Origin of the sequence: Schlesneria sp. (assembly GCF_036405755.1) — a bacterium.
Classification (GTDB): Bacteria; Planctomycetota; Planctomycetia; order Planctomycetales; family Planctomycetaceae; genus Schlesneria; species Schlesneria sphaerica.
This window is the reverse complement of record NZ_DASWWZ010000277.1, coordinates 1-8,046: the sequence shown is the minus strand read 5'-3', so window position 1 is coordinate 8,046 and position 8,046 is coordinate 1. Positions and strand designations below refer to the sequence as shown.

At 53.6% G+C, this 8,046-nt stretch carries 8 protein-coding genes; 3 read left to right on the top strand and 5 right to left on the bottom strand.

Annotation, left to right across the window (positions count from 1 at the left end; all coding sequences use genetic code 11):
* On the top strand, nt 1-186 hold a 186-nt coding region (locus VGE80_RS09785), incomplete at its 5' end, for a hypothetical protein (protein ID WP_440592535.1).
* A gap of 1,440 nt (nt 187-1,626) precedes the next feature.
* Here the strand turns inward: VGE80_RS09785 and VGE80_RS09780 are convergent.
* From VGE80_RS09780 to VGE80_RS09760, 5 genes are all read right to left on the bottom strand, one after another.
* On the bottom strand, nt 1,627-3,270 hold the full coding sequence (locus tag VGE80_RS09780; RefSeq protein WP_440592534.1) for a DNA primase family protein: 1,644 nt from the start codon (nt 3,268-3,270) through the stop codon (nt 1,627-1,629).
* A gap of 1 nt (nt 3,271) precedes the next feature.
* Nucleotides 3,272-4,576 (bottom strand): TOTE conflict system archaeo-eukaryotic primase domain-containing protein, encoded by a 1,305-nt coding sequence (locus tag VGE80_RS09775; protein ID WP_440592533.1) that lies wholly within the window; start codon nt 4,574-4,576, stop codon nt 3,272-3,274.
* A 65-nt stretch (nt 4,577-4,641) separates the two neighbouring features.
* A complete protein-coding gene (locus VGE80_RS09770) occupies nt 4,642-4,926 on the bottom strand; it encodes a hypothetical protein (protein ID WP_440592532.1) in 285 nt (94 codons plus the stop codon).
* A 517-nt stretch (nt 4,927-5,443) separates the two neighbouring features.
* Complete coding sequence (locus VGE80_RS09765) at nt 5,444-6,571, bottom strand: hypothetical protein (protein WP_440592531.1); 1,128 nt, start codon at nt 6,569-6,571, stop codon at nt 5,444-5,446.
* Nucleotides 6,572-6,767: 196 nt separating this feature from the next.
* Complete coding sequence (locus VGE80_RS09760; protein ID WP_440592530.1) at nt 6,768-7,184, bottom strand: hypothetical protein; 417 nt, start codon at nt 7,182-7,184, stop codon at nt 6,768-6,770.
* A 324-nt stretch (nt 7,185-7,508) separates the two neighbouring features.
* Between VGE80_RS09760 and VGE80_RS09755 the strand changes: the two genes are divergently transcribed.
* Both VGE80_RS09755 and VGE80_RS09750 read left to right on the top strand, forming a co-directional pair.
* Entirely contained in the window at nt 7,509-7,715 is a 207-nt protein-coding gene (locus VGE80_RS09755; protein WP_440592529.1) for a hypothetical protein, read from the top strand.
* Nucleotides 7,716-7,855: 140 nt separating this feature from the next.
* The coding region (locus VGE80_RS09750) for a hypothetical protein (RefSeq protein ID WP_440592528.1) at nt 7,856-8,046 on the top strand (191 nt) is incomplete at its 3' end.

The following is an 8,046-nucleotide window of genomic DNA, read 5'->3' as shown; positions in this document are numbered from 1 at the left end:
GCTGATCTGTTGATTTCAATTCAACTCTCTAAAAGCAGGAGCAAATATATGGAATCGTTGTTTGCCTTCGCAATCCTGGCAGGGATCGCTGCCTGGGCCTACAAGTTCGGCAAACAGAACGGCTCTCGGGGTGGATTCCGCGCCGGATGGAGACAGCGACGCAACTCGCGTGGCAATCCGAAATAGGATCGCGTTAGACGTCTACCGATCTTGGGGGGCGGGCTATCTGGCCCGCCCCCGGAACGGTTTCTCTTAGCTATCAGAGTGACCTTAGGGACTACTCACCGGCTTCCCATACTGGGTTACAAGCACGAAACGGAGACTGTCAACGCAATACGAAGTTTAGTCGAACAGCAATTGAATGGGATGGTTTCAAGCATACCGATGTGAAGGCACGGCGATCAGCCGGATTGCAGGATCAGATTGTTGACGGCGGTCGACGATTTACTGAATCGAGGTAGTACTGTTTCGCGTGGTTCCTATTTACCGGTCGAGGTGACTTGAAAGCAATTCCCCCGACGACAGCGCACGGCAGCCGACGCGCGGTCGTCTACGTGCTGCTTCCGACGCACCGAAAATTGGCCGTCGGACCATGCCGCCAGACCTGCGACCGCCCCCCAGCGGCCAGAGGGGGTGACAGCCCAGCGGCCAGGGGGGGTGACAGCCCAGCGGCCAGGGGGGGTGACAGCCTAGCGGCCAGGGGGGTGACAGCCTAGCGGCCAGGAGGGGTGACAGCCTAGCGGCCAGGGGGATGACAAGGTGGCCGAACCACGTACCCCCTCATTTTTCCGTGTCCGCGGTGGTGCGTGTCTATGAAAAAGTCAATTTTGCTAAGCAATCCGCAAACCTATCGGAACCGCTCGTGGCCATAACCATCCCCGTTTTTTGGGCTTACGTCAAACACGAGTCTCTTCTCTACCCATCTGTCCTAGAACAGATCCCTGTTTGAGCATCTTCGCGTGTGGCTCGCACGTCGGCCTTTTTGCAGGTTACGGGCACAGCTGCGTTTTCTCGGTGAGTTAAAAAGCAGGAGTTTTGAGTGATTGGGTTGGCGGAATCGAGAGAATGCTGTTTCGCGGTTCCTATTTACCGCTCGATAATTGCTGGGCAATTCCGTCGGCCACCACCGGCTCCCCCCAGCTTTCTCGGAATCGCGACTTCAGTCCCGAGCGAAAGCGGCAATTGACATTTTCGCGCCGCGTGCCTTATGGATTGTTGACGCGCTGAGTTCACAATCACCGACGATGTGAAGCTGTAAGCCGGATCAGCCAGTCCCAATCAACGTGTGTTGGGGAGACTGCGGTTGCAGTTCTTCCTGGAGTTCTCACGCATTAAAACCGACCGGCCAGTTTGCCATGAGGAAACAAAGAAAATCTGCGCTGAGCGTTCTCCAGCCAACGTCCGCCAAGTAGAGGTGGCTCATCCACGACGCGATGGCCCCCCAATCGGCGAGGAGAGGAGACGGCTGAGCGAGAGTGTGCACGGAATGCACAGGCAAAAACTGACTTCAAGTAAATCGAATTCAACTTATCAAAAAGACACCTGTTAAAAACACAACAAGTGCTTTTTAGCCTGTGCATCCCGTACATCCGTTTTTGGGGTCAGTGTCCGTCGCTCATCAGAAGCTCAATTTGGCCGGTTCCTTATGCGAATGCCTCGGTATTCCCGCTGCCTACCGTTATGGATGGTTGATTGGCCCACCGTCAGAAAAGGTAAAGCCGAATGAAGACTTCGGCCAAAAGTCTGCTGTTCGGACAAGACTTGGACGCCGTTATCATTCCGCCAACGTATCCATTCTTGGAAGCATGTTTGTGTGGGGACCGAGAATTCGTGTCCAACTTCCAACCGGTCCTGTATGAAAGCATGGACTGGACTGACCATCCTGCGGCATTCATCAAGGAATTGCTGTGAGGATGATGGCTGAACGAAGCGCCCTCTTTGCCTGAGTCTGCCGAGTCCCGCAATAGACCAATTCAGGATTCCTGGCAGTTCCCCTATCAATCGTGCAGTCAAATCATGATCCTCCTGGTTCAGCCAAGTGTGACGCAATTGCAGCAACAGCAGTCGCGAGAAAAGTGCCTGACTCGCGTCCTGGAAGCGTGGAAATTCATTGCAGCTGATCATGATGCGGGTCGGAAGCCGTAGCGTCAGCATCGGCTTGTTTTTCCGATTGATTGTCATGGTATCCTCGCCCGTGATATTCAGGATGTCTTCCAACAATGACATTGCGTCGATCTTTCCCGAAAGTCGTGCGTCACTGACGAGAGCGAGAGACTTGTTGATCAAGGGTTCCAAGCCGAATTCGCCCTGCATCCTGCGAAGTGTCGGACCAGCGACGTTGGCTTCGCCCAGAAAACTGTTCAGAACACGTCCGATAGTCCCCTTTCCTGATCGCGTCGGCCCACACAACATCAGCATCTTTTGTTGCGAGGTGTCGGGGAGCAGCAGATAACCGAACCATTCCTGAAGCAAATGAATGCTGTCTTGATCATCCGGCCAGAGTTGCCTCAGGAAGTTTTCCCAACAGGGACATTGGGCGGCTGGTTCAACAGAAAATCCGATTCCGTGAGTCGAAATGAACGCTGGTGTTGGAGGAATCCATTGAAAATGGCCAGCGGCCAACGCCGCCAGATCGACGAGACCGGATGGTGTCACCAAGACGTTCTCCGGAAGCGGAACCATGTCTGGCCGATCGTCTCGCCACATGGGAAGCGACCTTGCGTCGCTGATTTTCGTCAGGCTTTCAATAACCCTGACGACGTCGTTCAGAAGTTTCGACGTGACTTTGAAAATGTGACCGTTCGGTGCAAGGAGTCCAGCCCGCCCTAAGCGATTGAATTCCCGTTTGATCGCCGCAGTCACCCTCGCTTGGACGTCCTTGATGCCAACCACATGATATTTGCTTGCGTCAAAAGCATAGTAGTCGTCACGGTAGTAAATCAGCCCTTGTTGCCGTTCCGTATCGGACCATTCTTCGAGGCAAAGCAGAGCCAGTCGGTGTGGATCGTCCGGAGCCTCACCTCCAACCCCAGGTCTAACATCATGGGGGCCAGATTGAGCCGTAGCTGCGAGCAATGCCGCTTCGACATCACACACGGGGCAGTTCATGCGTTCAGCAACTTCAGTTGCAAAGCGCCGGCGCTGGTTGGCTGCGTTGATATCAAGCACATCGCGGTGAACTTCGCGCCACTGGTCATGTTGAACGTCATATGCCACGATGGCGCTTCGTGATCGTGTCGCATTTGGGGGGACTTGTATGACCAAAGCCATTTCAGCCCTCCTTCCCGTACGCATTGTACGGCGGGCAATGAGAACTAATGACAACCTCGATGTTGCCGACCATGATGGCATTGTCTGGTGATGACGCGTGTGTGTAGGTGACAGCAGCTTGGCGAACTTGGGAGAATGCTGACTCGATCGTTTTGGTTGCTAATGCGCGTTCACAGTTGTCGTACGGACCAGCCCCCCGCAAAAGTTGAGGTAGGGCTTCGTCGAAGCTGAATCCGTTCCCTGCCATGTCACAGGCCGCAGCAAAAAGCCGGTTGTTCCATTGAGATTCGTGCTGAAAATGCCCCAAAAGGAATCTCCGAGTCTTGGACGACAATCGGGATGGCATAGCGGCTAGGCTGCGCGAGCCAATCGAGTTGGGCAGAGGTGGCCTCGATATTCGTTGCGGTTGCACGTTGGCACCGGTTCTAGGCGCTGGCTGGCTCTGTGACTGGACCACCACATGGTGTGAATGCAGCCATTCCCTAAGAATGTTGACGTCGTCGCCAGTTGCCTGGATTAAGTGTTTGATGGCAGACTCGCCATTCAACCATTGCCGTCCATACCAGACCCCAGTCCAATGATCACGAGAATGATGTCGACCGGGCAATCGGATCCAATTTCCGTAAGGGCACGTTTCGGAGAGAGATTGTTGTTTTGGAAAGGTTTCCGGTGCTGAGGTGAAGCCGAATCTGCTGTAATCAGCAACAAGCCATTGCGCGAAATGAAAAACAACCCAAGTGGGAACGGGTTCGTGCAAAACTACCCATACATGCAGCCCTCCGTTGCCATTGCTGTCCATGATCAGCGGGTGAAAACCCAGATGTGTCAGAACTGCGCACCAATGCCGTGCAGCGTGGAGGTTCGCGAATGATGCCACCGACTCGGCTTCATCATGTTGGTCGATGTCAATCGCAAACCACCGACTGGTGTTAGCTTTGCTGATCGCGTGAATGCCAATCAAATGTCCCTCGTCCCAGCCGCAGAAGTGCTGCTTGATTCTGGCAGCGGTTAAAATCCCTGGGAACCGCAGGTTCGGGTCAGCAGGTGCAGTGAAGTTCTTTGAGCGGCCAGCTCTCGCAAGAATTGGTAGATACTGACCGTAAACATCATTGCGATTGAGTAGTTGATTGTGGACCCAGCATTCCAGCGCCTCGCAGTGATGGCACCATGCTTCTTGTACACACTCGGAATGTACTGTGCGCGGCGGCAATTCCAGCAAACTCTGCTCGCTAGCGAAATCAGAATTGCCAACAGCCTTCGGAACATTAGAATTGCGTGATTCAAACGCGGCTGTGTCCTCAGCCATAGTTAGTTCTCCTTTTGGAACTTCGAGGCCCGTCGATGCCAGTCGACGGGCCTTAGTCATGGTGGTTAGTTAGTGGCAGACGGGGTGACAAACATTCGGATTTGCGCACCGCACGGTCCGCGAAATATGACTGCGAGCGTACCGGGAAGTAGTCCCTGTGCTTTGAGTTCGCGGCTCGATGCGAGACGCTCTCGTTGTATCGCCAGCGGGTTCCGAGCGAACCATTCGCGGTCAGCGGCGGCATCGACCTGGCAGGACTCTTCAGCGGCCTTCGCGTCGATCGGCTTTCGCCCGAACTGAAGGTGAACATCCGGAACACCCGTGTGTTCGATTTGTCGTCGTCGTTTCATCGATTACTCCTGTTTTTGGAATTGGTGAACGGCTTCCTGCGTCACTTGCGCAGTTGCGGATTCGCGGTCTGCAAGCACACTGAGAAAGCCGATCAGATTCGACTCGATCTCCCGACAGTCATCGTCAGTGAGATTCCGGCCTGCACGTGGTTGCCAGACTCGCCGCGTGTGATCGCGGAGCGAAGATTCGTCGCGGTCGGTCATGCTGACGGCGCTTCCGCCGGAGGAAGTACGCCTGTGTCACGCAGAGCTTGCTCGATAGCCGGGATGTAATCGTCCGGAATTTGACGATGTCCGCAGACTACCGGGCAACGTGTGTCGTCAAGTCGTCGCTTGTAGAACAGCGTCGAAATGACGTGGGGTGCGATCGTAACCCCATTTTGTTGCGAGAGCTGCCTCGCAATGGCACTTACGGAATGCACAGTCTTCTCTCCTCGCTAGGGTGGTGATGGTCATCGCCGTCACCACCCTAGCGGGCCGAAAACTGTCGTTTCACCGACAAGAAGTGTCGTTTTTTTTACAAGTTGAGAAACGCCCATTCGACTCTTTGGTGCCGATATACATATTCATCCCAGACTAAGTCGTATGCCCAACAGGATGAGACATGTTCTGCGAATTGTGGCATATCGATTATGCACTCATCGACTAACCTCTGCCAACTTTTCTCAATCTTGCGACGCATGGTCTTGATTTCAGTGTCAGACGTACGCCAAAAGCTGTTTTGAAAGGTAATCAGCTGACCAAGCAGACTTTCCAAGAGTTCTCGCTCCTGATCCGAGTTGCACGCCTCGATTCTTATCTCGATTTCTTCGATATCACTTTTCGTTTTGTGGCGCAGATTCCCGAACCCTTTTCTTCCAAGCTCATGAGCCAGTGGAACCGCACGTAATGACTGGACCCCGTCAATCTCAAGAAATCGCGACACCGATCGGCTTGCCGAAATCTCGGTTGATTCAACTGCAAGAAAGTCGACATTAACTCTTCGGTATCGACAGAGCTGTACGAAATTCTTGGCTCCAACCGTTTTGATCGTACCGACCTCTTCGCCGAACCGTATTAGGAATGCGCCGGAAGGTTGCCGACGGATCGAACATGACGCCTCGTCCGCAGCGCTCCCGAGATGAAGATTTCGTCGAGCGGAATCTAGCAACTCCACAACAGCAGAGATCGCAGCCAGGATCTGTTCTCTGGCCACTCGCTCTGGTCGACCGAGGTCCGTGAGAGCATCTGCATCCTTTTTCCACTCCGCAAAAGCCGTTTCATCATCACCGAGCACGAGTCGAGGTCTTTTAGGCTTTACGTGTGGCGCAGGAGACCACGCACGTATTGAACTCTCAGCCGATGTCAGACGTTCTCGAAGTAAAGCCAGATCGCAGCATGCCAAGGCTTGGGCAGCCAAGCCTGAAACTTCGTCTCCGATCGTGGAATGGCAATCAGTGACGTTTTTCGACGGCGATCGCGTCACGTGGCTGAAAAGCTCGCTGGTTACGGCAGCTAATTCTCGAAAAGCAAGCGTGTTGCCCCATTCTGCCATTTCGTCCGCCGCGCGAGTAGTCGTCCTCAATTGGGTAATCAATCGATCGAGTTCGCGAATCAATTCGACCACAATGAGTTTGTCGGCTGAACTTTGGTTTGGCTCAGTCATGGTGATTGTCTTCTGGTAAAAGTGTTGACGGGGGTGTCAACGCGACTTGCGTTTGGCGTGGCAGAAACATCGACACGCACCAACCGGTTCATTTTCGCGGGTTAAATGTTCAGACGCCAATGATGGGCTTGAAATGGAATTGTTATCGACCAAGCGATTGATCTTCACCGCATTCCTACGCTGCCCGGCACGAGTATTATTTGAGTACGCCTCCGAGTCGCTCTTTGCAGACCAATTTGATCGGTGCTTCACAGTCGTCCGGAGTTTCGCTCGCTGTCTTACTGTTCACCATAACGGCATCGTCCATCCCTTGGTGCGGTCGTTCGTGGTGATAGTGCTCGACTTCGAAGACGATGAATCGGCCGCCACAGTCCAATTGACCTTCTTGCTCGCCCGGTGCAGCGTTCTTCTCATTGCGATATGCCGCGAACTCAAACGTGCGAAGTGCCCTCAAAACCAGCAGCACCTCGATCGATGGTTTCGTCAAAAAGTTCCGGTATGTGTCTAGCACAGGGAGGTGTGATTGCTGAATCGTCTCTGACCTGACTTGTACGACACCTGTGTGATCTTCGACGGGGTACTGTGAGGTTGTCGGATGGCGATGAGCGCTCATTGTCATCTCGGCTCGCTCGCGGTGCGTCCATGTGGCAACGAGATGCAAAACTCCTGAATCGATTTCGGAACCATTACGTGGTCCGCGCTAGCGATGCGGTTTGCGACTCCATCCTCATCGAGCAACTCGATCGGGGCTTAACTCAGTGATGATGCCCGTCGATTGGATCACTTGGACGCGCTTCCCCGCCTCACCAGGGTGAATTGCTGCCGACGATTTCGTGTGAGATTCCTCGTCGTTGAGGATCTTGCTCTCTCTGTTGCCGCACTTGGTGCAAAGTGTATCCATTTAATAGCAAGTGAGTGCGAAATGTAACACTTGAAAATGCTCCAGACACACCGGGAGGCGATTCTCGACCTCGCGAAGGAAGGCCAGTTCCTGCCACCACGCGATCTGACGTCGAAGGGTATTCTACGCAGCTACCTCAATCGACTTATGGCCGGTTTCTCAACCGATCTGGGAGGGGAATCTGCGTTGCAACCGAGGACATCCCAAAGTTCCAATCTGCTCGGCGTATCCATCATGGAGTGATCTGCCTGGTTTCAGCGCTGCCAACTGAATTCGCGTCTGAGGTTTGGGATGCTATTCAGCGCACCGCCAACATCTGCAAGGGCTAGGATTCCACAGCAGCATTTCGTCGTGGTTTTCCAGTTGCATGGTCTTTTCCTGATATGGAAAATCGACAAATACTGGAAATTTGGCTGTCGCATTTTCCAGAAAGTGGTATATTTCCATATCAGGAAAAAACGCGCTTTCTGGAAAACATTCCTCTCGTGTGGCAACAGCAGGAATACGTCATGCTGAGCGAAGCTGAAATGAGGCAAAGGTTTGTGGACGGGTTTGCTTTCCCCCCACTCATGAT

Coding starts and splice junctions, on each gene's coding strand:
- VGE80_RS09775 (WP_440592533.1), bottom strand. CDS start 4,576: ATGGCTGAGGACACAGCCGCGTTTGAATCACGCAATTCTAATGTTCCG.
- VGE80_RS09760 (WP_440592530.1), bottom strand. CDS start 7,184: ATGAGCGCTCATCGCCATCCGACAACCTCACAGTACCCCGTCGAAGAT.
- VGE80_RS09780 (WP_440592534.1), bottom strand. CDS start 3,270: ATGGCTTTGGTCATACAAGTCCCCCCAAATGCGACACGATCACGAAGC.
- VGE80_RS09770 (WP_440592532.1), bottom strand. CDS start 4,926: ATGAAACGACGACGACAAATCGAACACACGGGTGTTCCGGATGTTCAC.
- VGE80_RS09765 (WP_440592531.1), bottom strand. CDS start 6,571: ATGACTGAGCCAAACCAAAGTTCAGCCGACAAACTCATTGTGGTCGAA.
- VGE80_RS09755 (WP_440592529.1), top strand. CDS start 7,509: ATGCTCCAGACACACCGGGAGGCGATTCTCGACCTCGCGAAGGAAGGC.